This window comes from Novosphingobium sp. 9U (genome assembly GCF_902506425.1).
GTDB lineage: Bacteria > Pseudomonadota > Alphaproteobacteria > Sphingomonadales > Sphingomonadaceae > Novosphingobium.
On record NZ_LR732469.1, the window covers coordinates 2,116,622 to 2,141,944 of the forward strand.

A 25,323-nucleotide genomic window follows, 5' to 3' on the forward strand; every position below is an offset into this window, starting at 1 on the left:
CATGGCCATAAAGCGCCTCCTGATCGCCAACCGCGGCGAGATCGCGCTGCGCATCCACCGCGCCGCGCACGAGATGGGGATCGAGACGGTGGCGGTGCACTCCACCGCCGACGCCGACGCCATGCACGTGCGCCTGGCCGACCATGCGGTCTGCATCGGGCCGCCAGCCGCCAAGGACAGCTACCTCAACGTCGCCGCGATCATCTCGGCCGCCGAGATCACCCAGGCCGACGCGATCCACCCCGGCTACGGCTTCCTGTCCGAGAACGCGCAGTTCGCCGAGATCGTCGAGGCGCACGGGCTGATCTGGGTCGGGCCCAAGCCCGAGCACATCCGCACCATGGGCGACAAGGTGGAAGCCAAGCGCACTGCGGGCGCACTAGGCCTGCCGCTCGTTCCCGGCTCGGACGGCGCGATCGAGGATGTCGCCGAAGCCAAGGCGCTGGCCGAGGAGATCGGCTATCCGGTGCTGATCAAGGCGGCTTCGGGTGGCGGCGGGCGCGGCATGAAGGTCGTCCAGCACGCCGACGAGCTGGAAAGCCAGATGGGGCAGGCGCGCTCCGAGGCGAAGGCGGCGTTCGGCGATGCCACCGTCTACATGGAAAAGTACCTCGGCAATCCGCGGCACATCGAATTCCAGATCTTCGGCGACGGCAAGGGCGAGGCGATCCACCTGGGCGAGCGCGACTGCTCGCTCCAGCGCCGCCACCAGAAGGTGCTGGAAGAAGCGCCTTCCCCGGTCATCACGCCCGAGGAGCGCGAGCGCATGGGCGGGATCGTCGCGAAGGCCATGGCCGACATGGCCTATCGCGGCGCGGGCACCATCGAGTTCCTGTGGGAAGCGGGCGAATTCTACTTCATCGAGATGAACACCCGCCTGCAGGTGGAGCATCCGGTCACCGAGGCGATCACCGGCATCGACCTGGTGCGCGAGCAAATCCGCGTCGCCGAGGGTCATCCCCTCACCTTCCGCCAGGAGGACGTGCAATTCCGCGGCCACTCGATCGAGTGCCGCATCAACGCCGAGGACCCCTGGACCTTCGCGCCCTCGCCCGGCCTGGTGCAGCACTACCACGCGGCCGGCGGCCTCAACGTGCGCGTCGATTCTGGGCTCTACGCTGGCTACCGGGTGCCGCCGTATTACGATTCGATGATCGCCAAGCTGATCGTCTCGGGCCGCACGCGTGAAGGCTGCATCATGCGCCTCAAACGTGCGCTGGAGGAAATGGTGATCGACGGGGTGAAGACCTCGATCCCCTTGCATCAGGCGCTGCTCGAGCAGCCCGACTTTCGCTCGGGCGATTACACCATCAAGTGGCTGGAAGAGTGGCTGGCGGAGCGCGCCGCGTGATCACCTTCCTCGACTTCGAGAAGCCCATCGCCGAGTTGGAAGCGCGCATCGCCGAGCTGCGCGCCACCGCCGAGACCGGCCAGCTCGACCTTGCCAGCGAGATCGACAAGCTGGAAAAGAAAAGCGCCGCGCTGCTGAAGGGTACGTACGGCAAGCTGACGCCCTGGCAGAAGACGCAAGTCGCCCGCCATCCGCAACGGCCGCACTTCTTCGACTACGTGCGGCTGATGTTCGACGAGTTCATGCCGCTCGGCGGCGATCGCCGCTTCGGTGAGGACGAGGCGATCCTGGGCGGGCCGGCGCGTCTGAACGGTCGCAAGGTCATGCTAATCGGCCACGAGAAGGGCCACGACACCGCGAGCCGGCTGAAGCACAACTTCGGAATGGGCAAGCCGGAAGGGTATCGCAAGGCGGTCCGGTTGATGGAGATGGCGGGCAAGTTCGGCCTGCCGGTGGTCACGCTGGTGGACACTGCCGGCGCCTTCCCCGGCGTCGAAGCGGAAGAGCGCGGCCAGTCCGAGGCGATCGCCCGCGCCACCGAGGCGTGCCTCTCACTGCCGGTGCCCATGGTCGCCGCGATCGTCGGCGAGGGCGGGTCTGGCGGTGCGGTCGCCATCGCCAGCGCCGAGCGGGTGCTGATGCTGGAGCACGCGGTCTATTCGGTGATCTCGCCCGAAGGTGCCTCCTCAATCCTGTGGCGCACGCCGGAGAAGGCTGCGGATGCGGCTGAGGCGATGAAAGTCACCGCCCAGGACCTGCTGGGGCTAGGCGTGATCGACCGGATCGTGCCCGAGCCGCTCGGCGGCGCGCACCGCGATGCGGCGGCGACGGCTGCGGCTTTGAGCGCGGCGATCGGCGAGGAGCTGGACGGACTGTCAGGGTTCTCGGGCGATCAGCTGACCGAGCGGCGCGAAGAGCGGTTCCTGCGCATCGGGCGCCTTTGAACTGGAGTCGGGCGTCGACTCGGGCTTGACCCGGGTCGATGCAGACCTTCCAGGTCAATGCACCGGCGGATCCACCGGCGGCACCGCAGCCACTGGTGACACGGGTTCCTCCGGCTTCCTGGGCGGCAGCGCATTGGGCGGCACGTCGTCGATCTGCATGTCGCGCGTCGCCACCTTCTCCAGGTTGCGCGCCTCGACGACAACCTTGGTGCCGTCGATTGTAATCTGGTTGAAGCTGGGTGGCGTGGAGCGCAGGCGCTTGGACAACGTACCCGCACCGATCATTCGCACGGGTCCAGCCGACGTCTGCTCGATCATGTCGAACGGATCGTGGACGTGACCGGTAAGAATGCCCAGCACCTTGCGCTTGGCCAGCTCCTCCAGTGCCTGTGACCCCCGTTTGGTCAGCACGTTGCCGCGCGAATTCACCTCCACCAGCGGATGATGCGCGGTGACCAGCACCGGAGTGCCTTCGGGCAGCGCATCGATGATCGCCAGCGTCTTCTTCAGCGCCGGACGCGTGATCCAGCCGCGCGACCAGTTGGTGCGCCACTGCGCGCGCGCCGTGGTCTTGAGCGGCACGATCGCAAGTCCACCCAAGTCCAGCTCACGCTCGAGCACCGCCTCGATGCCGCGGAACCGCTTGTAGGGGTCCAGGAACCGCTCGATTGGATTGAAATACGGCATGTCGTGGTTGCCGATCTCCACCGTCACCGGCACGTCGAGCGAGCTGATCCACTTGCACGCGGCGATGAATTCCTTGTGCCGCGCACGCATGGTGAGATCGCCGGTGATGGCGATCGCATCCGGCCGCCCTGCGCCGATGCAATCCTCGACCCACGCCAGCGCTGCCGGATCTTCAAGCCCGAAGTGGATGTCCGAGATGTGGAACAGCTTGATCGGACCTGCCTTGGCTGCCTTGCGCATATCGCCCGCCTTACCGTGCATCGGCCGTGGCCCAGAAGTCGACATGGCTGGCGCCCAATTCGAATTCCTCCTCGGCATCGCCATCGTAGGACTCGCCGTCGATCAGCAGTCCCATCGGCTCCTTGTTGGAGCTGGCGATGCGCAGTTTCCGATGCCGTCCCAGCGACTCGTTGGGACCGCTACGGAAGTCACGTTGCAACAGCGCGACACCATGGCGAGCATAGTCAGCCAGTGACGCGGTATAGTAGCCCGCGCCTTCGATCCCGTCGTCGCGCGGGGTCAGCGTGATCGCGGTGTAGCCCTCCTCGCGTCCGCAATCGGCATCCAGGCACACGACCTTGGCCCCACCGGTCGATGAGGAGATCGCCTCGCTCGCGGTGCTGACCAGTTCCTTGAGATTGGGATCGCGCATCGCCTCTCGCACGTCGGCCCAGGCGGTGCCGGGACCGGCAAGCGCTCCGGTCAGGCCGACGGCATGGCGGCTCTGCAGGACAGTGGGCCGCACGCGCTGGACGATCCCGTCCTTGAGACGCGCCACCACCTCGGGCGCGGTCGCATCGCCATGGAGACGGCGCGCAAGCATGTTCATCGTGCCGCCCGGCAGCGGCAGGACTGCGCCCTGCCAACCGCCGAGCCCTGCCACGACCGAGCTGATCGTCCCGTCGCCGGCGAAGATGGCGACCGTGTCGGCACCCGCTCCGTCGAGATCGGCGGGGCTGGGCGCATCGTCACGCGGAAAACAGCTGTCGCCCACGAGGCTCAGCCCCGCGGTGCCGAAGGCATCGCGCAAGGCTTCAAGCGCATCGTCGTCGTTGCTCCCGCTCGACTTGTTGTGGACGAGCCAGACCTTCGCAGCCTTGGCTTCGAGTTCCGGGTTTGCGACGGGTGCGGTGGGGTCGGTCATGCCGCAGCAAACCGGAGGGAGGCGCTCCGGTTCCCCATCAGGCGCGACCGGACAGAATAAGCCAGGCAGCAAGCCCGTTCATCGCGCTGTAGCACAAGTATGCGGTCGCCCAACCGGTCGAGCCCACGGCCACCATCCACAGTGCACCCAGCAGCAGCGCGAACTCGACGACGAAGCTCATGCGCCCGCCGAGCAGGCGGAACGCGCGCGGCATGACGTCGATCAGCGGATGCCCGCTTTCGAGCACCGCGCGGTGCGCAGCGAAGTTGGCGATGCCGAGGAGGAAGACGATCACGATGGCCATCTGCGGCACCGATGTAGTGCCTGCGCGCGCTGCTGGCCAGCGCTCCCTCGCGATTCGCAGCACCGAGCACGCCACAGCACCGAGCACGACTATGCATTTCGTCGGTGCAAGACGGCCGCTCGTCCGCTCTCCCCAGCGCTCGTCGACGCCTGCAGCGCCGCAGTCGAGCACGCGGTGCATGCCGGGGCGCCCTTGTGCACAACACACTCATCGAGCCGGTCACCACCCCCGCAGCCGGCTCCACCGCAAGGGAGACATACCATGATCAAGACTGCTCTGTTCGCCGCTGCCGCCGCTCTCGCCACGGCTGCCACCGCCGCCCCCGTCCTCGCCAAGGATGTCGTCGTGTCCTACGGCGACCTCGACCTCGCCAGCCCCCAAGGTCAGCACGATTTCGCCCGCCGCATCGACCGCGCCGCGCGCAAGGCCTGCGAGTTCGAAGCCAACGGCCGCCTGCCCAGCCACTCGGCGATGACCTGCTACCGCCAGGCCCGCGTCAAGGCGAAGGTTGAGATGGCCTCCATCGTCGAGAACACCCGCCTTGGCGGCTGATTGCTCCGACATCGATGCAAGAGTACCCAGGCGGACCCTAGCGGTCCGCCTTTTTGTTTGTTCACTGCCCGTGGCGACCGATGCCTCGTTGTCTCGCAAGCCCCGAAGCGGTTCGTCGATCCGCCAAGTCGCTCGTCGCCGCCCATGCATCCCGTCGAGCGCCGCCACACGATCGTCGAGCACGAAGTGCATCGGACTGCCGCCACCGCCAAAAGGGTTGCAACGAGCCGCCAAGCGCATCTTCCGGCTCGATCAACAGAGGACCAGACCCATGATCAAGATCGCCCTTGCCGCCGCTACCCTCACCGCTGCCGCCCTGAGCATCGCGGCCCCCGCTTTCGCCAACGACGTCACGGTCAACTATAAGGATCTCGATCTCTCGACCGCCAAGGGCCAGAGCACACTCGCGCGCCGGCTCGACAACGCCGCCAAGAACGCCTGTGGCCTAGGCGGCTCGACCACCGGATCGCGCCTCGGCTCGCCTTCGGCGAAGGCCTGCTACAAGGACGCCAAGACCCGTTCGCAAGCGACGCTCGCCACCATCATCGGCGAGGCGCAGAACGGCGGCTGAGTGCCGTGGGGCTCACGCCCTTCCATTTCACGAGGTCCCTTAGAACAGAAACCGGATACAGACTGGCGGGCCCGCAAGGGTCCGCCATTTTTCCGTAGCTTCAGCGCCCCGCCATTTTCTTGACGTTGGGCAGGTAGGTGCGGCCGATACGCAGCACCTGACCATCGGCGGTCTCCGCCGACCAGACGCCCAGCCCTTCGTGCCGCAGTCCGGTGATGCGATCGCGCCGCAAGATGCAGCTGCGGTGGATGCGGATGAACTGCTCTGGGTCGAGCCGCTCCTCGAGGCTGGTGATGGTTTGGAGCAGCAGGAAGTTCTGGCCGTTCACATGCAGCCGCACGTAGTCGCGCTCGGCATCGATTCGTTCGACATCGGTGGCGCCGATGCGCACCAGTTCGGAGCGGTGGGGCACCCAGAACTCGCTGAGCCACTGGCTTTCCTGCACCGGCCGCTCGCTGACCTGACCGCGGCGCGAACCGACGCGCTGGATGGCGCGCTGCAGGCGATCGGGCGAGACGGGTTTCAGCACATAGTCGATCGCTTCGAGGTCGAAGGCCTCGACCGCGAACTCGTCGTGAGCGGTTACGAAGATCACCGCCGGCGGGTTGGACTGCGTACCCAGCTTGCGCGCCACAGTCAGCCCGTCGGTGAGCGGCATCGTCATGTCGAGCAGGACCAGGTCGGGCGTCAGCGCCTCGATCAGGCGCAGTCCCGCCTGCCCGTCGCCTGCGGTACCGACGACTTGCACGCCTTCCAGGCGCGCGCAGATCACCTGCAGGCGCTCAACCGCGAGCGGCTCATCGTCGACGATGAGGGTGCGCAGCGCCGGCGCGGGCTCAGTCATGCCGGTGCTCCAGCGGCATGCGCACGACGGTGCGGAACCCTCCGGCCGATGGCTTGCCGAATTCCAGCCTGGCGGTCTCACCGAAGCGAGCACGGAGGCGATGGCGGACGTTGGAGAGCCCGATGCCGCATCCCGGCGTACCCGGCTGCGAGGTGCCTGGGCCATCGTCGCTGACGGTCAGGACCAGATCGTTGCCCTCGGGTCGCGCAGCAATGGTGATGGTGACTTGCGCCTGCGTCGCGGCGACGGCGTACTTGACCGAGTTCTCGACAAGCGGCTGCAGGATCATGCCCGGTACCATGGCGTCGGCGACATCGGCGTCAACCACAATCTCGGTCTTCAAGCGATCCGGGAAGCGTACGGCCTCGATCGCCAGGTATAGCTTCTGCAACTCGATCTCGTCGGTCAGCGCCAGATCGTTGGTCGGATCGCCCGAAAGCGTATGGCGATAGAACGTCGACAGTGTCTGGATCATCTGTTCGGCATCGTCATGCCGCCCGGTCATCACGAGCGCTGACAACGAGTTAAGCGTGTTGAACAGGAAGTGCGGGTTGATCTGGTAGCGCAGCGAACGCAGCTCCGCTTGTTCGGCGGCGCGGCGGTACTCGCCTTCGCGCCGTTCGGCCGCGCGCGCTTCCTCGGCCTTGGCGAGCGCGAAGTAGAATGCCGCCCAGGCCAGTACGAGGAAGTAGCGGCCGAACGCAGTGTCGGCGATCATGCCCCAGCGTTCATGCCCCTCGTCCGCCCCGTCCGCGGCGCCGTCGCGCTTGCCGGAGTTGATGGTGATCGTGCGATTGCCCTCGTCGTGCGTGACGATCGGCACCGGTGGGGGCACTGGAGCGCTGGTGGAGCCAGGCTGCGGCGGAGCGGGCGGCGTCGGCGGGGGCAGGTCGACCAGGATGTTACCCGCCGCATCGCGGGAAACCTTCACGTTGGCCTGTGCGTCCTCGTGATCGCTGATGACCTGGATGTCGGCAAAAATCGCCTCGTTGATGAAGCTAAGGGCCAGGCTCACCGGCAATGCGCCGATGATGACCACCGCCAGACGCGTGCCGAACGACTTGCGGTCGAACAGTTGCAGCACCGGCCACAAGGCGGCCATGACAAGCATGGAAATGATGCAGATCGTCAGCCGGCGCGAAACGATCGGCCAGACGAAATCCAAGCCGAGAAAGATGCCGCGAAGGGTGGCTACCAGGAAATAGCAGGCCCAGAGCGCACCAAGCGAGGCCAGCACCAGGCGTGCCGGCACCCGCGGGTGAGTGAGATCGATCATTGTCGGCCGTGATAGCGCACGTGCGCCAGGCGTAGCCAATGCACCGGTCGACGGGAGTATGCGCTTCGTCGATCCGGGCACGTTTTTCCCTGTCTAGCCCCGCCCGTGTCGAGCGTAGTCGAGACACGGACAACTCAGCACTGCGTCAACATGTCTCGACTAAGCTCGACACGAACGGGGGGGTGCGGCACACCCTCCCCGATCACAAGTCAAACCGTCTCCGCCTCGCGCGCGATGCGCTCCTTCCAGACCAAGGGCGCGAGCTGGTGGACGTTGTTGCCCTGCGAATCGACGGCCACAGTCACCGGCATGTCGGTCACGGTGAATTCGTAGATCGCCTCCATGCCCAGGTCCTCGAAGCCGACGACCCGCGCCTCGCGAATCGCGCGTGCCACCAGGTAGGCCGCGCCGCCGACCGCCATCAGGTAGGCGACCTTGTGCTTGGCGATCACCTGGGTCGCGCCCTGCCCGCGCTCGGCCTTGCCGATCATCGCCAGCAGCCCGAGGTCGAGCATCATGTCGGTGAACTTGTCCATGCGCGTCGCCGTCGTCGGGCCCGCCGGGCCGACCACTTCGCCCATCACCGGATCGACCGGGCCGACGTAGTAGATCGCCCGTCCGCGGAAATCGACGGGCAGTTCCTCGCCGCGAGCGATCATGTCCTGGATGCGCTTGTGCGCCGCGTCCCGGCCAGTCAGCATCGTGCCGTTGAGCAGCAGACGGTCGCCATGCTTCCAACTCTGCACTTCCTCGTGGGTCAGCGTGTCGAGGTTGACCCGCTTGGCCTCGCGGTCGGGCGTCCAAGTGACGTCAGGCCACTCGTCGAGCTTCGGCGTCTCCAGGAAGCTCGGACCCGAACCATCGAGCGTGAAGTGCGCGTGGCGCGTTGCCGAGCAGTTGGGGATCATGGCCACCGGCTTGCCCGCGGCATGGCACGGCCACTCCTTGATCTTGACGTCGAGCACGGTGGTGAGGCCGCCCAGCCCTTGCGCCCCGATGCCCAGCGCATTGACCTTCTCGAAGATCTCCAGCCGCAGCGCCTCGGTGTCCGTCTTGGGCCCGCGCTCCTTGATCTCGTGGATGTCGATCTCTTCCATGAGCGACTCCTTGGCGAGCAGCACGGCCTTTTCCGCGGTGCCGCCGATGCCGATGCCGATCTGGCCTGGCGGGCACCAGCCGGCGCCCATCTGCGGGATCATCTCCAGCACCCAGTCGACGATCGAATCGCTAGGATTCATCATCTTGAACTTCGACTTGTTCTCGCTGCCGCCGCCCTTGGCCGCGACGTCGACGTGGACCTTGTCACCGGGCACGAACTCGACGTTCAGCACGCACGGCGTGTTGTCCTTGGTGTTGCGGCGGGTGAAGGCCGGATCCGCCACGATCGAGGCGCGCAGCTTGTTCTCCGGGTGGTTGTAGGCACGGCGCACGCCTTCATCGACCACTTCCTGCATCGACTTGTCGGAGTCGAGCCGGCAGTTCTGGCCCCACTTCAGGAACACGTTAACGATGCCGGTGTCCTGGCAGATCGGCCGGTGACCTGTCGCGCACATCTTGGAGTTCGCCAGCACCTGCGCCATCGCGTCCTTGGCGGCGGGGTTCTCCTCGCGCTCATAGGCTGCGGCAAGCGCGCGGATGTAGTCCATCGGATGGAAGTAGCTGATGTACTGGAGCGCATCGGCCACGCTCTCGATAAGGTCCTGTTCGCGGATGGTGACCATTTCGGCCATGATCGTTGCACTCCTGATACGCTCTTGCGCGATTCCATAGGCGTGCGACGGGCGTTCCGTCAAAGCGCTTGGCCATGCGTGGACCATGACTTAGAAGGCGCGGCCATGGCATGCCTGCGAAAACGTGCGGGCGCTTGAGGGAACTACGAAGCCAATGACGGTGACTCCAATGACCGAGGAACGGTCAAGCGAAGCAGCGCGCCGGGCCATGATCGACAGCCAGCTGCGCACCAGTGGCGTCAACGAGCCGTGGATCCTGGACGCGATGGGCTCGCTCCCGCGCGAGGATTTCGTGCCCGCCACCATGCGTGAGGCCGCCTATATCGACCGCGCGATCCCGCTCGGAGAAGGCCGCATGCTGGCCGCCCCGATCGTGCACGGCCGCCTGCTGGCAGAGGCGCGTCCGACGCAGGGCGACAAGGCTCTGCTGGTCGGCGAAGCGCAAGGCTACCTTGCCGCACTGCTGCGGCCTCTGGTGGGCTCGCTGGACGTGATCGCGCCCTCTGAAGCGCAGGACGCAAGCGGTTCGGGCGACTACTCGCTGATCGTCATCGACGGTGCCGTCGAAGTGCTGCCTGACCTCCTTGCCGACAACTTGGCAGATGATGGCCGCGTGGTCACCGGCCAGGTGCTGCGCGGCGTGACCCGCATCGCGGTAGGCCGCAAGGCCTCGAACACAATCACGCTGCTCCCCCTGGCCGAGGTCGGCATCCCGATCCTGCCCGAATTCGCCGCACCCAAACGCTGGACGTTCTGACCGTGGCCCGGTTCGCACAGCGTGCCGGGCTTCGGACGGGGGCGGGACTTCTGGCACTGGCACTCGCGGGGGCGAGCGCCGGAGCGGCACAGGCCGATACTCTGACCGAGGCGCTGGTCCAAGCATACCAGACCAACCCGACGCTCGAGTCCTCGCGCGCGCAGCAGCGTGCCAACGACGAGAACGTGCCGATCGCCAAGGCTTCTGGCCGGCCGAACGCCGACGTGACGGGCACATATACCGAGTTCGTCCAGCGTCCCGTCAACGCCTTCACTGCACCCGAGCGGGTCCTGCAGGCGCAGGCGCAGCTCGGTGTGCCGATCTATTCGGGCGGCGGCGTCAAGAACCAGATCAAGGCCGCCAAGTTCCGCGTCGCGGCCGGGCAGGCCGACTTGCGCGGGACCGAATCGTCGCTCTTCAGCAATGTCGTTGCCGCCTACATGGACGTGATCCAGAACCAGGCCATCGTCGGGCTGAACCGCAGCAACGTCGCCGCGCTGGGCACCAACTTGCAGGCGACAAGCGACCGCTTCCAGATCGGCGACCTGACCCGCACCGACGTCGCGCAAAGCCAATCGCGGCTGGCACTCGCGCGGGGTGACTTGCGCAACGCCGAGGCGAACCTCGTCAATGCGCGCGAACGCTACATCCAGCTGGTCGGCAAGGCGCCGATCGACCTCCAGCCCCCTCCCCCGCTCCCCAACCTGCCGGAGAGCGCGGAGACGGCAGTGGCCTACGCGCTGGACAACAATCCCGACTTGGTCGGCGCGCGCGAGCGGGTGAAGGCGTCCGAGAAAGACATTGACGTTGCCGGTGCGAGCCGCCTGCCAACGGTTAGCCTGTTCGGCACCGGTACTTACAGCAACTACCTTGACACCCTGGCCAGCGGAGTCGCCGGCGTCTCGCAAACCGATCGGCAGGCGCAAGTCGGCGCGCAGCTTTCGATCCCCATCTTCCAGGGCGGGCGTCCGGCAGCCCAGCGGCGACAGGCGCAGGCAAACGCATCCGCCACGATGGAGACGGAGATCGCGACCGAACGCGGCGTGATCGCGCAGGTGCGCTCGGCCTATCAGTCGTATCTCGCCGCCAACGAGCTGATCGCGCTCAACCAGACCGCCGTCGACGCCGCTGCGCTCAGCCTGGAGGGCGTTCAGGCCGAAAACAGCGTCGGCAACCGCACTATCCTCGACATTCTCGATGCCGAGCAGGAGCGGCTGCGCGCACAAGTCCAGCTCGTGATCGCGCGGCGTAACGCCTATGTCGCCGGCTTCAGCCTGCTGGCCGCAATGGGACGGGCCGAAGCGCGTGACCTCAACCTGGACGGCGGCGCGCTTTACGATCCACAGGTCAATTACGACCGGGTGAAGCGCAAGTTCTTCGACTTCGACGACGATCCCGCGCCCGTCGCCCGCTCCACGCGCACGGTTGACACGCCGGTGCAGGACGGAGAAATTCCGAACGAGGACGTGCCGGCTCCGGCTATCCAGCCGGGCGATGTGGGCACCGGACCGACGGCGGTCGAAGCGACGGCGCGAAGCCCTGCAACGACGGCCGGCAAGCCGATGGCGGGTACGCCGGCGTTGGGCACGCCCGGATCGGACATGCAGGGAACTGGTACGCAGGCGCCGGGGCCAACAGGGGACACTAGGCGATGAAGCAGAACGGCGAACCTTCGGTCGAGGAGATCCTCGCCTCGATCAAGCAAGTGATCGCGCGCGACAGCCGCGTCGGCAGCGCCTTCGATACTCCACGCCGCGAGACCTCTCCTGCCGAACAGCCGCAGTCGCGCGACGAAGCGGAGGACGTACTCGACCTTACCGAGACAGTAGCCGTCGATCCGGCTGCCGATGTGGCGTCCGCAGAGCCGTCCACGCCGCTCCTCAACGAAGTGGCGCACGCCGCGATGCGCGAGTCGCTCGCCGCGCTGGCCGCCATCTCCGGCCCAGGCGCATCGCCGCAGATCGTCCGCTCGGGTGAGACATCGCTCGAGGGCCTCGTACGTGAACTGCTGCGGCCTGCTCTGACCGAGTGGCTCGACAAGAACCTGCCCGGCATCGTGGAGCGGATGGTGGCAGCCGAAATCGCGCGAATTGTCGGCAAGAAGGCCTAAGGGCTTAGGCTCGGCTCCGGCACTGGACGCCGCCTTCTCCCGCACCTACTTCGTCGGACATGCCAAAACCTGACCCGGCGCTGCTCGATCCGGAGCGCTACCTCTTCACGTGCCGGATCGAACCGCGCTTCAGCGATCTCGACGTCAACCTGCACATCAATAACGTCGCCATGGCCGCATTCCTGGAAGAGGCGCACATCCGCTTCCATCGCGTGAACGGGTATCGCCAGGGTATAACTGGCGGGCTGACCACGATGGTGGCGAGCGTAACGATCGAATACCTTGGCCAGGGCTCCTACCCTGCTCCGATCGACGTCCACCTCGCGATCGAGCGCGTGGGCAGGACCAGCCATGAGATGGTCAAGCTGGTGACTCAGGAAGGCGCGCCCATCGCCTTCTCGCGCACTGTTATGGTGACGGTCGGGGCCGATGGTCCCGCGCCCAACCCCACGGGGTTCACCCAGACTGCTGCGGAGTGGACACTGCGACCATGAGCACCAGCGCCAAGGATCTCGCGCAAGCCCGCGCCGCCCTCGCCAAAGCCGGCGGCACGGGTATCCACAACCACATCTTCCTGTGTGCCGAGCCGCAGAAGGGCGAGTGCTGCCGCCCGGAAGTGGGTGCGGCTGCCTGGAAGTATCTCAAGAAGCGATTGAAACAGCTTGGTCTCGACGGGCGCGGCGGAGTCGCACGGACCAAGGCGGATTGCCTGCGCATCTGCGTCGCCGGCCCGATCGCGGTCGTGTGGCCAGATGGGGTATGGTACCACTCTTGCACCGAAGAGGTGCTCGAGCGCGTGATCCAGCAGCACCTGATCGGCGGGATACCGGTGGAGGAGTTCCGCTTGCGTCCCGATCAGGACCCTCAGGTAGAGCTGCTGCCGATCGAGGATTGAGCCTTAGCGGTTGCGCTCTTCCTCAAGCTTGTCGGCAATCGCATCGTCATGGCCGGTACCGCTCGACAGGAACAGTAGCCCCATCAATGCCGACGTCAGCAGCATGGTGAACCCGATCCCCAGCGCCGCGGCGATGTACATGTGGATCGAGACCATGCCGTTGCTCTTGTAGAGCACCCACAGCGAGCCGGCGACCAGCGTCACGGTGACCAGCATCATCCACCGCATGATCTGGCGGTAACGCGCCCAGGCGTGCGCGGCTTTCTCAGGGTCGTCGAGCGGGGAGCGAGGTATCATGATGCGTCCTATGTGCGCGCAGGCTCGCCTGCTCGCAAGGGCCTGGCGGCCAATCGAGCTCCGGTCGCGAGAAGAACCAGGGCGCACCGGTTTGCGCGCCGCCGGTGCTGTGTTATCCTCCTCGCAACAACAAGATACAGGAGAGCGATAATGACCGTGGGTCGTCTCATCCAAGGCCGCGACACGGCCGTCCTGACTTGCAGCACACAGACTCTGGTCCGCGAGGCGGCCGGCATGCTCGCAGAGCGGCGGATCGGTGCCCTGCCCGTCATGGAGGGCGAGGCGCTGGCCGGCATGTTCTCGGAGCGCGACGTGATCTACGGGCTCAGCCAGCATGGCCCTGAGGTGCTGGCAAAGATCGTCGGAGAGGTCATGACCGCGCCCGCAGTCAGCGTCGAGCCGGATACCACCGTGCTCCAAGCCCTCTCGCTGATGACGCGCCGACGGATTCGCCACCTGCCGGTGCTGACCGGGGGCAAGATGATCGGCTTCGTCTCCATCGGGGACTTGGTGAAGCACCGCATCGACCAGATCCAGTCCGAGGCTGAGGCGATGCGCACTTATATCCAGATGGCCTGAGGGCGAGCGGCCCAGCCGAGGGCGCTCTCGACCAACCCCTCACCTGCTTGCCGCAAGCACAAGCCGGGCCTACATTCCCTGCATGGAAACCGACCTGCAGATCGCACCCGTCACCCTCAGTCCTTCCGCCGCGGCGCGGGTCGCCGCGATCGCGAGCAAGCAAGGCAAGCCGGCGATCCTGCGCCTCTCGGTAGAGGGCGGCGGTTGCTCGGGCTTCCAGTACAAATTCGGCCTGGCTGAGGGGCAGGAACCCGCCGACACAGTGACCGAGACGGATGGCGTGCGGCTGGTGGTCGATGATGTCAGCATCGACCTCGTCGCCGGCTGCGTAGTGGACTACGTCGAGTCGCTGGGCGGTGCGGCCTTTCGGGTCGAGAATCCGCAAGCCAGCGCCGGCTGCGGTTGCGGCTCCAGCTTCGCGATCTGACCGCACCGATGATCAAGGTCGCGTCGTTCAACATCAATGGCATCAAGGCGCGCCTGCCGCGCTTGCTGGAGTGGCTGGAGGAGACCCGCCCTTCGGTCGCCTGCCTGCAGGAAATCAAGACTCAGGACGAAGGCTTCCCCGCCGACGAGTTCGAGAAGTTGGGCTACAAGGCGATCTGGCACGGCCAAAAGGGCTTCAACGGCGTCGCCATCCTGGCGGATGGCGAGCAGCCGGTCGAAGTGCAGCGCGGTCTGGATGGCGAGCCGGAGGACGAGCACTCGCGCTATATCGAGGCTGATGTTTTTGGTGTGCGCGTCGCCTGCATCTATCTGCCCAACGGCAATCCCCAGCCCGGCCCCAAGTTCGACTACAAGCTGCGCTGGATGGAGCGCCTGCGCCGCCGCATGCATGCCATCGCGGCCGAAGAAGTGCCGGCGATCGTCACCGGCGACTACAACGTCATTCCCAACGATTGCGACGTGTGGGCGCCCAAGGCGATGGCCAGCGACGCACTGATGCAGCCTGAGTCGCGCAACGCCTACACGCGGCTGATGCACGATGGCTGGACCGACGCTTTGGCGACTCACAACCCGCGCGGCGGCGTGTGGACGTACTGGGACTATCAGGCCGGTGCTTGGCAGCGAGACCATGGCTTCCGCATCGACCACGCCCTGCTCTCACCCGAGCTGGCCGACCGGCTAGTCGCCTGCGGTGTCGACAAGGCGCATCGCGGCAGGGAAAAGGCCAGCGACCATGCACCGGTATGGGTAGCGCTGCGAGCCTGAAGTCTCACGTCGACCCGGATCAAACCTGGGTCGACGTCTGATCTCAGCGGTAGAACACGTGATTGTCGACCCGCGCCAGGCGAGTCAGGCGCCAGTTGGGCGATACACGTGCGGCGTGGAAGTAGAGGGCGTTAGGCGCCTCACTGCTCCAGCTGCCCTGATCGGCGATGCGAGCGATCGCCATCGCCTCACGCCAGTCCTGCGAGGCGGTGCGTACCGCCGGCATGCTGCGGCCGCGTACGAACGAGAACTGCGAGGGCTGGTAAACGACGCCGCAGTAGCTCGCCGGGAAGCGGCCGGACTTGGAGCGGTTCACGACCACGCGGCCGACAGCCAGTTGGCCTTCCAGCGACTCGCCGCGCGCTTCGAAATAGATGGCGCCGGCAAGGCAGCGCATTTCGGAAGAGAGATCGGCCTCGGTAGGCTGGGCATCGACGAGAGCGTCGAGCGTGCCGGCCTGTCGCGCTGCGGCGAGCTGGGCTTCGGCGTCGGTGCCTGTTCCGGTGCCAGCGCCGACTTGCGGCAGAGGCTGCACCACGGGATTGGCAACGAACTGGGTGGATGTTGTATCCGGCAACACGATGGTCGGGATCATCACTTCGGCTGCTGCGCCTGCGGCTCGGAACCCCAGCAGACCGGTCAACAGCGTTCCGGCAAGCGCCACTGCGCTCGCCGCTCGTACTTTACGTAGCATTTAAGGCGTTCAAAAAGCGGTGAGCATCCGTCGCACACGGGAACGCTTTGCCCCTCAAGCACGTATATATGACGTGCACGCCTGCCGATGGCCCCCCGTCTGCGTGCTAGCTGGTGCGCTGAACTGCGTCCCAAGCCGCTTCCGCATGTGAGCGAGGTGGCCACTGGCCTACCGCAACTGCGAAGTCAATCAGCCTTGCGCCAGCTCTTCGATGAAGCGTTCACCATCACGGACGTCCAGTTCGACGATCCATAAATCGCTATCCTGGTCCTTCCGACGCTCCAGGTATTCACCGAAAGTGAACGGCGCGTTGGCGTCCTGCTGGCGCGACACGGACCAGCGCCGGGTGCCATCGGCCTGCGGCATGCGCTCGTAAGCCGTGGATAAGGAACCGCGATCGTTCAGGACCACCAGCAGTGTTCCGGAGTCGCGATCGCCGCGCGCCAGCACCGTCGCGAAGCCGCCCTCCCCTTCGACCCGGCGGACTAGGGCGCTGACTTCCAGGTGCGTCGGGAGCCGCAACGGGTCCGCTCAGCCCGCCGACGGGGCGGCATAGCCCGGCAGACCAGAGAGCGCGATGCGCGAGCGCATGAAGGTGCCGGTGCCCCGCCCGATCTCCTCGCCCTCTTCATCCACCAAGCGCGATTCGGCCACCAGGACGCGACGCCGGCCGCTTACCCAGTGCCCTTCGGCGACGATGGTACCGCCACGCACCGGCTTGGTCAGGTGGAGGTTGAAGGCGGTGGTCAGCAGGAAACGGTCCGTGACCAGCGAGTTCGCCGCATAGAACGCGGCGTCGTCCAGCATCTTGAAGTACATGGTGCCATGCGCCGCACCCGCGGCATGGAAGACCTCCGGCTCTACCGGAAAGACGATGCGGGCACGCCCTTCCCCAGTGACCGACAATGACGAGCGGAACAGCTGGTTGATCGGTGCGGAGGCGTAGAGACCTTCCAGCGCGCGCCAGTGAACCTCGGCGCCCGAAGCCGCCTCAGGCGGCGTCGCGGTCGATGACATTGGAAAGCAGACTGTAGATCACATCGGTGCCCGATGCGGCCACCAGCGCGGCATGCATGCGCTCGTCCCGCATCATGCGCGAGATCGCAGCGAGCGCCTGGAGGTGAGTCGCGCCCGCGCCATCGGGCGAGAGCAAGCCGAAGACCAGATCGACCGGCATGCCGTCGGCAGCATCGAAATCGACCGGGCGATCCAGCCGGATCACGGCCGCTACCGGGCGAGTCAGACCGGGAATGCGCGCATGCGGGATCGCGACGTGGCGACCGAAGCCGGTGCTGCCCAACCGTTCACGCTCGGTGACGCGCTCCAGCACGAGATCGCGGTCAAGCTCGTAGACTTGCGCGAAAACGTCGGCGAGGCGAGCCAGGATACTGGCCTTGTCGTCCCCGCTCGCCATTGTGACGGCCTCGGGCAGAAGAATGAAAAGAGTACTCATTCAATCATCAATCGTGTTCGAGTCAGGCTGGCCATGCAGGACCACCAGACCCCATGATCGCCGGTCCCACCGGAACCGCGAAACCCCCGGCACTGCCGGGGGCCTCGGCCCACTTCTTCAGATCTGAAGAGCGTGACGCCCGCTCAGGGGGTCGAAGAAGGCTCGACCCAGCCGATCGATCCGTCGCCGCGGCGGTAAACCATATTGTGACGGCCAGTGCCAGCATTTTTAAACAGCAACGCCGTGGTGTTGCGCAAGTCGAGCATCATGACGGCATCCGACACGGTCGCTTCGGGTACGTCGACGCGCGTCTCGGCAATGACCAGCGGCGCGTCGGCCTGCTCCTCTTCCTGCTCGGGTTGCTCTTCGAAGATCGTGTAGGCAGCCTCTTCGGTGGCCATGGCGAACGTGCTCTGCTCATGGCGATCGACGAGGCGGCGCTTGTAGCGGCGCAGCTGCTTGTCGATCTTCTCCGCAGCCTGGTCGAAGGCCACGTGTGCGTCCTGCGCGGCCCCGGTGCCCTTGAGCACCAGGTTCTGCATGACATGCATGATGATGTCACAGCGGAAGGCATTGGCCGGCGCCTTGCCGAAGGTCACGTGGCTCGACAGCGCGCGGCTGAAGTACTTCTCCACCATCGTGCTGAGGCGGTCGCTGGCATGGGTTTGCAGCGCCTCGCCCGTGTCGACCTGATGGCCGGAAACGCGAATATCCATGGGCGTTCTCTCCTCTTGGTTGGAAATCAGTTGGACCAGATCGGCGTGTCCACCGTAGCCAAAAACGCGAGGTGCGCGGCCAGTTCCTCCGCACTGGCGGAATGAGGCCGAGCCGGGCGAAGCGGGCGCTCGCGGCGGACCAATACGGTACCGGCGCTGATCGTTTCCGCGACATCGGCGACAAGCTCGAGCCCGATCTGCCGTCCACCGCGCAGTTCCACATAGACCTGGGCCAGAAGCTCGGCATCGAGCAGGGCGCCGTGCATCGTGCGATGACTGCGATCGATACCGTAGCGCGAGCAGAGCGCGTCGAGCGAGAGCTTGGCGCCCGGGTGCCGCACGCGGGCGAGTGCGACGGTGTCGACCATGCGGGTGCGGCAGACCGGGGGATGGCCGCAGAGGTTCAGCTCGGCATCAAGGAAGCCGAAGTCGAACCCGGCGTTGTGCGCGACCAGCGGGCTATCGCCGATGAACTCCAGCAGTTCATGCACGCGCTCGGCAAAGGCGGGCTTGTCCGAAAGGAACACGTCGGAAAGCCCGTGCACCGCCTCCGCTTCGGCGGGCATCGATCGGCCAGGATTGAAATAGGCGTGAAAGGTGCGGCCGGTGGTGACCCGGTTGACCATCTCGATGCAGCCGATCTCCACCATTCTGTCTCCCGTTCGGGGATCGAGTCCGGTGGTTTCGGTGTCGAATATGATCTCGCGCATTCCACTTCATATCGACGCCCTGCCAGCGGGGCGCAAGAGTGCAGCACCTTATTCGTGCGTGACGAACTCTTGCACGATGCGCTCTACCGCAGCGCGGGTGGCGGGCAGATCGGTGCCGGTATCGATCACGAAGTCGGCCCGCGCCCGCTTCTCGGCATCGGGCACCTGAAGCGCCAAAATCTGCTCGAACTTGGCCTCGGTCATGCCCGGACGCGCCAGCACGCGCTCACGCTGGGCAGCTGCTGGCGCGGAGACAACGGCAACAGCATCGAGCCCCTGCGCCCCACCTTTCTCGAACAGCAAGGGGATATCGAACACGACGAGCGGGCGCGCGGCATTGTCGTGCAGGAACGCTCTTCGCATCTTGGCGACGGCCGGGTGGACGATCCCCTCGAGCCTGGCGAGCGCTTCGGGGTTGCCAAACACGAGCGCGCCGAGCTTGGGCCGGTCCACACCGGCGGCACTGGTGGTGCCGGGAAATGCCGCTTCGATGGCGGGCAGCAATGCACCGCCCGGTCCTTGCAATGCATGCACCGCGGCGTCGGCATCGAAGACCGGTACGCCCAAGTCGCGCAGCATGGCCGCGACCGTCGACTTGCCCATGCCGATCGAGCCGGTGAGTCCCAGGATCTTGGGCCGGCTCGCGCTCACTCGCGACGGCCAGACACGATCCGCTCGCGCAGGCGAGCGTCCTCGACGCGCGGCGGCTTGGTACCAAAGAAGCGTGCGAAGGCGTGGTCGGCCTGGCCGATCAGCATGGCAAGTCCGTCCACGGTGACGAACCCGCGTTCGCGCGCTTCGCGCAGCAGCTCGGTATCGAGCGGACTGGTGACGATGTCGTAGACCACCGCACCGTCCGCCACGTCGTCGAGCAAGTGCGGCAACGGTGGCTGCCCGGTCATGCCCAGCGCCGAGGTGTTGACCAGGAGATCGGCCGGCGGAACTTGCTCACCCAGCGCAAAGGCGTGCCCGGGCAGGCCGAATTCGGCGAGCAGCGCCTGCGCCTTCTCAAGGCTGCGGTTCTGGAGCGAGACCCATGAGGTTCCGACGTCGGCCAGCGCCGCCAGCACGGCTCGGGCTGCGCCTCCCGCCCCGATCACGGTCACCGTTTCGAACCGCGTGGCGCCAAGCGGCTCCATGAAGCCCGGCGCGTCGGTGTTGGTGCCGCTGAGCGTGCCATCGGCAGCACGCACGATCGTATTCACCGCGCCGATCCGTTGCGCAATGGGCTCGATGGTGTCGAGCAAGGGCAGCACAGCCTGCTTGTGCGGCATCGTCACGTTGCAGCCGCGCCAAGCGGCATCGGCGCGCCGCAGTTCGAGGTAGGTCGGCAGGCCGTCCATCGTGACGTGACAATGGTCGTAGCGCCCATCGAGGCCGAGCTCATCCAGCCAGAAACCGTGGATCGCCGGAGACTTCGACTGGATAATCGGATCGCCGATGACTTCGGCGTACGGCTGGGCTGGCGTGTGGCTCACTGCCGCAGCACTCCCAGTTCGCGCAGGAAGGCGAGGACGCTCAGCAACGGCATACCAAGCACGGTGAAATGATCGCCTTCGATTGCGCGGAACAGTTGCACACCGCGGCCTTCAATCCGGAACACGCCGACGCAGGCGGCGACCGCTGGCCACTCGTAATCGAGATAATCCTCGATAAAGCGCTCGGACATGTCGATCGCGTGGAGGCGGGCGACCTTGGCCTCGCCGCACATGACCTCGCCATCGCGCGCCAGGACGGCGGCGCTGTGGAGGTTGAGGACCTTGCCCGAGAAGAAGCGCAAGTGTTCCGCCGCGGCGTCGCGGCTCTCGGGCTTGTCGAAACGGCGGCCGGCGCACTCCACCAGCGAGTCGCTGCCTAGTACCAGCTCGCCGGGCACTCTGGCGCAGACCGCGAGGGCCTTAGCACGGGCGAGTGCCAGCGCGACTTCACCGGGCGCCGCATCAGCAAGCGCAGCTTCAATCGCACGCTCGTCGACGTCGGCGGGCAGGGCGGTGAACGGAACCCCGGCCGCGGTCAGCATGGCCTGGCGCGAAGCGCTCTTGGAGGCGAGGACAAGGCTCATCCGCGGATAGTCTGGCGCATCATATCGGGCGCGGATCGCTGCCGGTCTGGCCACTCACTGCCTGGCGCTCGTTGTAGAGGTTGATCACGGCTGCGGCGGTCTCCTCGATCGAGCGGCGGGTAACGTCAATCACCGGCCAGGAGTTGTCGGCAAACATGCGCCGCGCGTATTTCAGCTCGCTCTCAACCTTATCCTGATTAACATAGTCAGTGTCGGGCGATTGGCTCAGCGAGAGCAGGCGGTTGCGCCGAATGGCGATCAGCCGCTCGGGCGCGGTGGTCAGCCCTACGACCAGCGGCTGCTTCAACTCGTAGAGCAGCGGCGGAGGTGGGCTCTCGACCACAATGGGAATGTTGGCGACCTTGTAGCCGCGATTGGCGAGATAGATGCTGGTCGGCGTCTTGGACGAGCGCGAGACACCGGCCAGCACAATGTCCGCCTCTTCCCAGTTCTCCCAACCGACGCCATCGTCGTGCGCTATCGTGAATTGAATCGCATCTACCCGTGCGAAGTAGGCCTCGTCCAACCGGTGTTGACGTCCCGGCCGCCCCTTGGCTTCCTGGCCAAGCAGGTCTTCCAGCGCATCGGTGACGCCATCGAGCACCGCGATTGCCGGCAGGCCGAGCACCTGGCAGCGTGCTTCCAGCTTGCCGCGGGTCTCGTCGTTGACCAGGGTGAAGAACACCAGGCCCGGATTGGCGGCGATCTCTCCCATGATCCGATCGAGGTGCTGCTGCGAGCGAACCATGGGCCAAAAGTGGCGAACGACTTCGGTATCGTCGAATTGCGCGAGCGCCGCCTTCGCGATCATCTCGAGCGTCTCTCCGGTGGAGTCCGAGAGCAGATGGAGATGGAAGCGCGCCATGAACGTCTCTTCGCGAACCTGTGCTGTCCGCCAGCCCGACTTTTCAATCGCCCGGCAACCCTGTGGATACGCGTGGCATAAACCACGGGAGAGGGCGGGTGACAACTCGACAGCGGGATTCCACCCCCACTGCCAGGCATTTGGCGCCACAGTTACGGACAGGGCAGGGCGGTTCTCGACAGCCTGGGGATATGGCGGACAACCTTTGCTTGACCGCGCTAGGGTCAGGAGTCGGTCATGGCAGCGGGACTGGCCAGCGCCGGACAAATCGGGCAAGGCGCCGCCGTCCCCAGTTTCCACAGGGCCAACAGACTCCATCATCCTTCTAAGAATCTATTATTATTTAAGTGGGACCAAGCCGCGATGCCCGGAACTCTGCTGAACGTGCTCAAGGGCGAAACCTCCAAGAGGCGACCGGTCTGGCTGATGCGGCAGGCCGGGCGCTACCTACCCGAGTACCGCGCATTGCGGGCCGAGAAGGGCGGTTTTCTGGCGCTCGTCTACGACAGCGACGCTGCGGCCGAGATCACGCTGCAGCCGATCCGCCGCTTCGGCTTCGACGGGGCGATCCTGTTCTCCGACATCCTGATCGTGCCCTACGCGATGGGACAGGATCTGGCGTTCCTCGTCGGCGAGGGGCCCCGGCTTTCGCCCAAGCTGGTGGACACGGCGCTGGCCAGCCTTGCGCCTGTGCCCGAGCGCCTCTCTCCGATCTACGATACCGTTACCAAGGTCCGCGCCGCGCTCGGCGAGGAGGCGACGCTGCTTGGCTTCGCTGGCAGTCCCTGGACCGTGGCGACGTACATGGTTGCCGGCGAGGGCAGCCGCGACCAGCACGAAACACGCGCAATGGCATACCGCGACCCGGCGGGCTTCCAGGCGATCGTCGATGCGATCGTCGCGGTGACGATCGAATACCTCTCCGGCCAGATCGCGGCGGGTGCCGAGGCGGTGCAGCTGTTCGACAGCTGGGCGGGTAGCCTCGCCCCGGCCGAGTTCGAGCGCTGGGTGATCGCGCCCAATGCGCGGATTACGGCCGCTATTCACGAGCGGCACCCGGGCGTGCCAGTGATCGGTTTTCCCAAGGGTGCTGGCGAGAAGTTGCCGGCTTATGCCCGCGAAACCGGTGTCGATGCCGTCGGGCTCGACGAGACGATCGATCCGGTATGGGCGGCACAAGCTTTGCCGCAGGGCATGCCGGTTCAGGGCAACCTCGATCCGTTGCTGCTGCTGGCAGGCGGGGATGAGTTGGACCGCCAGACACGCCGGGTGCTCGATACCTTCGCCGGGCGGCCGCATGTGTTCAATCTCGGCCACGGCATTGGCCAGTTCACGCCGATCGAGCATGTCGAGCGGTTGCTAGCGACGGTGCGGGGCTGGCAGGCTTAGAGCCCCGCGTCCGTCCCGGACTTGATCCGGGACCGGGTCCTTCAAGGCGCGATCTGGCGGGAGTGCGCCTTGGCGATAGCTGGCTCGCATTCCGCAACCGGTCCCGGGTCGAGCCCGGGACGACGCGATACTTGCCGCTCGCCAGGGCTGACGTAGCCTCGTAACCGCGCTAAGGCCCGCACATGGACGAGCTTTCCGCAATCTACCTCTGGCTCAAGGCCGGGCATGTCATCTTCGTGATCTTCTGGATGGCGGGGCTGTTCATGCTGCCGCGCTTCTTCGTCTATCACCAGGAAAGCGATGCCGGCTCGGCCGAAGAGGCACGCTGGGTCGATCGTGAGGCCAAGCTGCGCAAGATCATCCTCACGCCTTCGCTGATCCTCGTCTGGATCCTGGGCCTGACGCTGGCGAGCGCGGGTCAGTGGTGGGTCGCCGGCTGGCTCCACATCAAGCTGCTGCTGGTGCTCGTCCTGTCGGGTTATCACGGCTGGATGGTCGGGTATTCGAAGAAACTGGCCAAGGGCGAGCGTCGCCTGTCCGGGAAGGCGCTGCGCCTGTTGAACGAGATCCCAGGCGTCACCGTCGCGCTGATCGTCATCCTGGTGGTGGTGAAGCCGTTCTGAGGATCGCGTCGTCCCGGATTTGATCCGGGTCCGGTTTCGCCACGGCAAGCGTTCTCGTCGAGGTGCCGTCCAGCAAGCTCGTGAGATGGCGAAACCGGTCCGGGTCAAGCCCGAGACGACGCCACGATCTCACACCCTGTCGCGAGTCGATTGACCGTCACGGCGACAGCGCTTATCTAAAACCCGTTCCGGCACAGGGCCGCGAGGGTACCCCCTCGCCTTGCCCGGATCCGCTTTCCCCAAGCCCATCGGTCCGCCGGCCATTCCCCGATCCTCACGGAAACAAGAAATCACACGATGCACCTGAAAGAACTCAAGCAGAAAACCCCGGCCGAGCTGGTCGAAATGGCCGAGGAACTCGGCGTCGAAGGCGCCTCGACGATGCGCCGCCAGGAACTCATGTTCGGCATCCTCAAGGAAGTGGCCGAAGATGGCGAGGAGATCATGGGCCTGGGCACCATCGAAGTGCTCACCGACGGCTTCGGCTTCCTGCGCAGCCCGCAGGCGAACTATCTCGCCGGTCCCGACGACATCTACGTCTCGCCGAACCAGGTGCGCAAATGGGGCCTGCGCACCGGCGACACCGTGGAAGGCGAGATCCGCGCACCGCGCGATGGCGAGCGCTATTTCGCGATCACCAAGCTAACCAAGGTCAACTTCGACGATCCCGACATGGTCCGCCACCGGACCAACTTCGACAACCTGACGCCGCTCTATCCCGACGAGCGCCTGAACCTCGACAGCCTCGACCCCACGGTCAAGGACAAGTCGGCGCGCGTGATCGACCTCATCAGCCCCCAGGGCAAGGGCCAGCGCGCGTTGATCGTGGCGCCGCCGCGCACCGGTAAGACCGTGCTGCTGCAGAACATGGCTAAGGCCATCACCGACAACCATCCCGAGGTGTTCCTGCTCGTCCTGCTGGTCGACGAACGCCCCGAGGAAGTTACCGACATGCAGCGCTCGGTGAAGGGCGAGGTGATCTCCTCGACCTTCGACGAACCCGCGCAGCGCCACGTGCAGGTGGCCGAGATGGTGATCGAAAAGGCCAAGCGCCTGGTCGAGCACAAGCGCGACGTCGTCATCCTGCTGGATTCGATCACCCGCCTGGGCCGTGCCTACAACACCGTTGTCCCCAGCTCGGGCAAGGTGCTGACCGGCGGTGTCGACGCGAACGCCCTGCAGCGCCCCAAGCGCTTCTTCGGCGCGGCACGCAACATCGAGGAGGGCGGTTCGCTCTCGATCATCGCCACGGCCCTGATCGACACCGGCAGCCGCATGGACGAGGTCATCTTCGAAGAGTTCAAGGGTACCGGTAACTCGGAAATCGTGCTCGACCGGAAGGTCTCCGACAAGCGCATCTTCCCCGCGCTCGACGTCGGCAAGTCCGGCACCCGCAAGGAAGAGCTGCTGGTCCCCAAGGACCAGCTCAGCAAGATGTGGGTGCTGCGCCGCATCCTCATGCAGATGGGCACCGTCGACGCGATGGAGTTCCTGCTCGACAAGATGAAGGACTCCAAGACCAACGAGGACTTCTTCGCGACGATGAACCAGTAAGGGC

32 protein-coding genes are annotated in these 25,323 nt (G+C 65.8%); 15 read left to right on the plus strand and 17 right to left on the minus strand.

Features of this window, described 5'->3' with window-relative positions:
• The first annotated feature begins 1 nt into the window (after position 1).
• Together accC and GV044_RS09885 are read left to right on the plus strand one after the other, a co-directional pair.
• The gene (accC, locus tag GV044_RS09880; protein WP_159868843.1) at positions 2-1,351 is read left to right on the plus strand and encodes an acetyl-CoA carboxylase biotin carboxylase subunit; all 1,350 of its coding nucleotides are present in this window, start codon (positions 2-4) and stop codon (positions 1,349-1,351) included.
• The gene (locus tag GV044_RS09885) at positions 1,348-2,295 is read left to right on the plus strand and encodes an acetyl-CoA carboxylase carboxyltransferase subunit alpha (protein ID WP_159868846.1); all 948 of its coding nucleotides are present in this window, start codon (positions 1,348-1,350) and stop codon (positions 2,293-2,295) included. The genes accC and GV044_RS09885 overlap by 4 nt, the downstream gene beginning before the upstream one ends.
• A 54-nt stretch (positions 2,296-2,349) precedes the next feature.
• On the opposite strand, the gene GV044_RS09890 is transcribed toward GV044_RS09885, so the two are convergent.
• Genes GV044_RS09890 through GV044_RS22115 form a run of 3 tightly spaced genes read right to left on the minus strand, consistent with a single transcriptional unit; the run spans position 2,350 to position 4,610 of the window.
• Positions 2,350-3,222: a metallophosphoesterase gene (locus GV044_RS09890; RefSeq protein WP_236554838.1), complete on the minus strand. Its 873-nt coding sequence runs from the start codon at positions 3,220-3,222 to the stop codon at positions 2,350-2,352.
• A gap of 10 nt (positions 3,223-3,232) precedes the next feature.
• Positions 3,233-4,126: a diacylglycerol kinase family protein gene (locus GV044_RS09895; protein ID WP_159868849.1), complete on the minus strand. Its 894-nt coding sequence runs from the start codon at positions 4,124-4,126 to the stop codon at positions 3,233-3,235.
• Positions 4,127-4,163: 37 nt separating this feature from the next.
• Positions 4,164-4,610 carry a hypothetical protein gene (locus GV044_RS22115; RefSeq protein WP_236554839.1) on the minus strand — a complete coding sequence of 149 codons (447 nt, stop codon included), beginning with the start codon at positions 4,608-4,610 and terminating at the stop codon, positions 4,164-4,166.
• Between the two features lie 81 nt (positions 4,611-4,691).
• Between GV044_RS22115 and GV044_RS09905 the strand changes: the two genes are divergently transcribed.
• Positions 4,692-4,982 (plus strand): UrcA family protein, encoded by a 291-nt coding sequence (locus GV044_RS09905; protein ID WP_159868852.1) that lies wholly within the window; start codon positions 4,692-4,694, stop codon positions 4,980-4,982.
• A 271-nt stretch (positions 4,983-5,253) separates the two neighbouring features.
• On the plus strand, positions 5,254-5,553 hold the full coding sequence (locus tag GV044_RS09910) for a UrcA family protein (protein WP_159868855.1): 300 nt from the start codon (positions 5,254-5,256) through the stop codon (positions 5,551-5,553).
• A gap of 100 nt (positions 5,554-5,653) precedes the next feature.
• On the opposite strand, the gene GV044_RS09915 is transcribed toward GV044_RS09910, so the two are convergent.
• The 3 genes from GV044_RS09915 to GV044_RS09925 all read right to left on the minus strand — a co-directional run bounded on the left by GV044_RS09915 (position 5,654) and on the right by GV044_RS09925 (position 9,403).
• A complete protein-coding gene (locus tag GV044_RS09915; RefSeq protein ID WP_159868858.1) occupies positions 5,654-6,397 on the minus strand; it encodes a LytTR family DNA-binding domain-containing protein in 744 nt (247 codons plus the stop codon).
• Positions 6,390-7,673, minus strand: a complete 1,284-nt coding sequence (locus tag GV044_RS09920) for a sensor histidine kinase (protein WP_159868860.1) — start codon at positions 7,671-7,673, stop codon at positions 6,390-6,392. The genes GV044_RS09915 and GV044_RS09920 overlap by 8 nt, the downstream gene beginning before the upstream one ends.
• Before the next feature lie 209 nt (positions 7,674-7,882).
• The gene (locus GV044_RS09925; RefSeq protein ID WP_159868862.1) at positions 7,883-9,403 is read right to left on the minus strand and encodes a fumarate hydratase; all 1,521 of its coding nucleotides are present in this window, start codon (positions 9,401-9,403) and stop codon (positions 7,883-7,885) included.
• A 169-nt stretch (positions 9,404-9,572) separates the two neighbouring features.
• On the opposite strand from GV044_RS09925, the gene GV044_RS09930 reads away from it, so the two are divergent.
• Genes GV044_RS09930 through GV044_RS09950 form a run of 5 tightly spaced genes read left to right on the plus strand, consistent with a single transcriptional unit; the run spans position 9,573 to position 13,165 of the window.
• Positions 9,573-10,160: a protein-L-isoaspartate O-methyltransferase gene (locus GV044_RS09930; RefSeq protein ID WP_236554840.1), complete on the plus strand. Its 588-nt coding sequence runs from the start codon at positions 9,573-9,575 to the stop codon at positions 10,158-10,160.
• Between the two features lie 2 nt (positions 10,161-10,162).
• Complete coding sequence (locus GV044_RS09935; protein WP_159868868.1) at positions 10,163-11,815, plus strand: TolC family outer membrane protein; 1,653 nt, start codon at positions 10,163-10,165, stop codon at positions 11,813-11,815.
• Positions 11,812-12,270 carry a DUF2497 domain-containing protein gene (locus tag GV044_RS09940; protein ID WP_159868871.1) on the plus strand — a complete coding sequence of 153 codons (459 nt, stop codon included), beginning with the start codon at positions 11,812-11,814 and terminating at the stop codon, positions 12,268-12,270. The genes GV044_RS09935 and GV044_RS09940 overlap by 4 nt, the downstream gene beginning before the upstream one ends.
• 59 nt (positions 12,271-12,329) lie before the next feature.
• Complete coding sequence (locus tag GV044_RS09945) at positions 12,330-12,764, plus strand: thioesterase family protein (RefSeq protein WP_159868874.1); 435 nt, start codon at positions 12,330-12,332, stop codon at positions 12,762-12,764.
• Entirely contained in the window at positions 12,761-13,165 is a 405-nt protein-coding gene (locus tag GV044_RS09950) for a ferredoxin (RefSeq protein WP_159868877.1), read from the plus strand. The genes GV044_RS09945 and GV044_RS09950 overlap by 4 nt, the downstream gene beginning before the upstream one ends.
• A 3-nt stretch (positions 13,166-13,168) precedes the next feature.
• Here the strand turns inward: GV044_RS09950 and GV044_RS09955 are convergent, their stop codons facing one another.
• Positions 13,169-13,462 carry a hypothetical protein gene (locus GV044_RS09955; protein ID WP_159868880.1) on the minus strand — a complete coding sequence of 98 codons (294 nt, stop codon included), beginning with the start codon at positions 13,460-13,462 and terminating at the stop codon, positions 13,169-13,171.
• A 150-nt stretch (positions 13,463-13,612) separates the two neighbouring features.
• Here GV044_RS09955 and GV044_RS09960 point away from each other — a divergent pair, with 150 nt between their 5' ends.
• From GV044_RS09960 to xth, 3 genes are all read left to right on the plus strand, one after another.
• Positions 13,613-14,041 (plus strand): CBS domain-containing protein, encoded by a 429-nt coding sequence (locus tag GV044_RS09960; protein WP_159868883.1) that lies wholly within the window; start codon positions 13,613-13,615, stop codon positions 14,039-14,041.
• An 82-nt stretch (positions 14,042-14,123) separates the two neighbouring features.
• Positions 14,124-14,468, plus strand: coding sequence for an iron-sulfur cluster assembly accessory protein (locus GV044_RS09965; RefSeq protein ID WP_159868886.1), 345 nt, complete (start codon positions 14,124-14,126; stop codon positions 14,466-14,468).
• An 8-nt stretch (positions 14,469-14,476) separates the two neighbouring features.
• Positions 14,477-15,253 carry an exodeoxyribonuclease III gene (gene xth, locus GV044_RS09970; protein WP_159868889.1) on the plus strand — a complete coding sequence of 259 codons (777 nt, stop codon included), beginning with the start codon at positions 14,477-14,479 and terminating at the stop codon, positions 15,251-15,253.
• Positions 15,254-15,296: 43 nt separating this feature from the next.
• Here the strand turns inward: xth and GV044_RS09975 are convergent, their stop codons facing one another.
• The 10 genes from GV044_RS09975 to GV044_RS10020 form a co-directional block, all read right to left on the minus strand.
• Complete coding sequence (locus tag GV044_RS09975) at positions 15,297-15,947, minus strand: cell wall hydrolase (protein WP_159868892.1); 651 nt, start codon at positions 15,945-15,947, stop codon at positions 15,297-15,299.
• A gap of 189 nt (positions 15,948-16,136) precedes the next feature.
• Positions 16,137-16,469: a DUF1491 family protein gene (locus tag GV044_RS09980; protein ID WP_159868895.1), complete on the minus strand. Its 333-nt coding sequence runs from the start codon at positions 16,467-16,469 to the stop codon at positions 16,137-16,139.
• 9 nt (positions 16,470-16,478) lie between these two features.
• Positions 16,479-16,964, minus strand: coding sequence for a PaaI family thioesterase (locus GV044_RS09985; RefSeq protein WP_159868898.1), 486 nt, complete (start codon positions 16,962-16,964; stop codon positions 16,479-16,481).
• Complete coding sequence (locus GV044_RS09990) at positions 16,939-17,400, minus strand: PTS sugar transporter subunit IIA (RefSeq protein ID WP_159868901.1); 462 nt, start codon at positions 17,398-17,400, stop codon at positions 16,939-16,941. Before GV044_RS09990 ends, GV044_RS09985 begins: the two co-directional genes overlap by 26 nt.
• Before the next feature lie 143 nt (positions 17,401-17,543).
• Complete coding sequence (gene hpf / locus GV044_RS09995; protein WP_159868904.1) at positions 17,544-18,116, minus strand: ribosome hibernation-promoting factor, HPF/YfiA family; 573 nt, start codon at positions 18,114-18,116, stop codon at positions 17,544-17,546.
• A gap of 26 nt (positions 18,117-18,142) precedes the next feature.
• Positions 18,143-18,826, minus strand: coding sequence for a DNA polymerase III subunit epsilon (dnaQ, locus tag GV044_RS10000; RefSeq protein ID WP_159868907.1), 684 nt, complete (start codon positions 18,824-18,826; stop codon positions 18,143-18,145).
• Between the two features lie 48 nt (positions 18,827-18,874).
• The gene (gene coaE, locus GV044_RS10005) at positions 18,875-19,477 is read right to left on the minus strand and encodes a dephospho-CoA kinase (protein ID WP_159868910.1); all 603 of its coding nucleotides are present in this window, start codon (positions 19,475-19,477) and stop codon (positions 18,875-18,877) included.
• Complete coding sequence (locus GV044_RS10010; protein ID WP_159868913.1) at positions 19,474-20,304, minus strand: shikimate dehydrogenase; 831 nt, start codon at positions 20,302-20,304, stop codon at positions 19,474-19,476. Before GV044_RS10010 ends, coaE begins: the two co-directional genes overlap by 4 nt.
• Positions 20,301-20,888: a nucleoside triphosphate pyrophosphatase gene (locus tag GV044_RS10015; RefSeq protein WP_159868916.1), complete on the minus strand. Its 588-nt coding sequence runs from the start codon at positions 20,886-20,888 to the stop codon at positions 20,301-20,303. The genes GV044_RS10010 and GV044_RS10015 overlap by 4 nt, the downstream gene beginning before the upstream one ends.
• 19 nt (positions 20,889-20,907) lie before the next feature.
• Complete coding sequence (locus tag GV044_RS10020) at positions 20,908-21,753, minus strand: pyruvate, water dikinase regulatory protein (protein WP_159868919.1); 846 nt, start codon at positions 21,751-21,753, stop codon at positions 20,908-20,910.
• A gap of 363 nt (positions 21,754-22,116) precedes the next feature.
• Between GV044_RS10020 and hemE the strand changes: the two genes are divergently transcribed.
• The 3 genes from hemE to rho all read left to right on the plus strand — a co-directional run bounded on the left by hemE (position 22,117) and on the right by rho (position 25,319).
• Positions 22,117-23,142, plus strand: a complete 1,026-nt coding sequence (gene hemE, locus GV044_RS10025; protein ID WP_159868922.1) for a uroporphyrinogen decarboxylase — start codon at positions 22,117-22,119, stop codon at positions 23,140-23,142.
• 182 nt (positions 23,143-23,324) lie between these two features.
• Positions 23,325-23,765, plus strand: coding sequence for a CopD family protein (locus tag GV044_RS10030; protein ID WP_159868925.1), 441 nt, complete (start codon positions 23,325-23,327; stop codon positions 23,763-23,765).
• 297 nt (positions 23,766-24,062) lie between these two features.
• Positions 24,063-25,319: a transcription termination factor Rho gene (gene rho, locus GV044_RS10035; RefSeq protein WP_159868928.1), complete on the plus strand. Its 1,257-nt coding sequence runs from the start codon at positions 24,063-24,065 to the stop codon at positions 25,317-25,319.
• Positions 25,320-25,323 lie beyond the last annotated feature (4 nt).